Origin of the sequence: Halorubrum sp. GN11_10-6_MGM (assembly GCF_005435165.1) — an archaeon.
Taxonomy (GTDB): Archaea; Halobacteriota; Halobacteria; order Halobacteriales; family Haloferacaceae; genus Halorubrum.
In genome coordinates this window covers 1-505 of record NZ_SGUC01000130.1, presented here as the reverse complement: position 1 = coordinate 505, position 505 = coordinate 1, and the positions used below count along the sequence as shown (strand labels likewise).

Below are 505 nucleotides of genomic sequence, written 5' to 3'. Positions count from 1 at the left end.
CTTCGGGATCGTCGGCGGAATCGTTCTCGTGACAACGTTCGGCGTCTAAACGCTCGCACACCGGTTCTGGGCGGTCGTGTACAACTCACGCCACAACGGACCGGGGTTGATGACCGTAGGTCCCGTCGATCAATCCATGCAAGAGTTTGATTTCCTCGTTATCGGGTCTGGATCAGGATTGGACGTAGCGAACGCGATGGCCGGTCGGGGGAACTCGGTCGCGGTCGTCGAGGAGGGCCGGCTCGGCGGGACCTGTCTCAACCGCGGCTGTATCCCCTCGAAACAGCTCCTCTATCACGCAGAGGTGCTGGAGACGATCGAGGGCGCCGATGCGTTCGAGATCAAGGCGGAGGTGACCGATATCGACTTCGCGGAGATCGTCCGGAAGGTCAACGACGACGTCGCGGGAAGCTCGGAGTCGATCCGTTGCGGGCTGGAGTCCTCGAACAGCCACGACCTGTTCTCGGGAACCGGACGGTTCGTCGATGACCGCACGGTCGAGATC

At 61.8% G+C, this 505-nt stretch carries 1 protein-coding gene; it reads left to right on the top strand.

Annotated elements, in window-relative coordinates; translation table 11 throughout:
• Window positions 1–136: 136 nt before the first annotated feature.
• A partial coding sequence (locus EXE46_RS16380; RefSeq protein ID WP_158413972.1) for an FAD-dependent oxidoreductase occupies window positions 137–505 on the top strand: 369 nt, incomplete at its 3' end.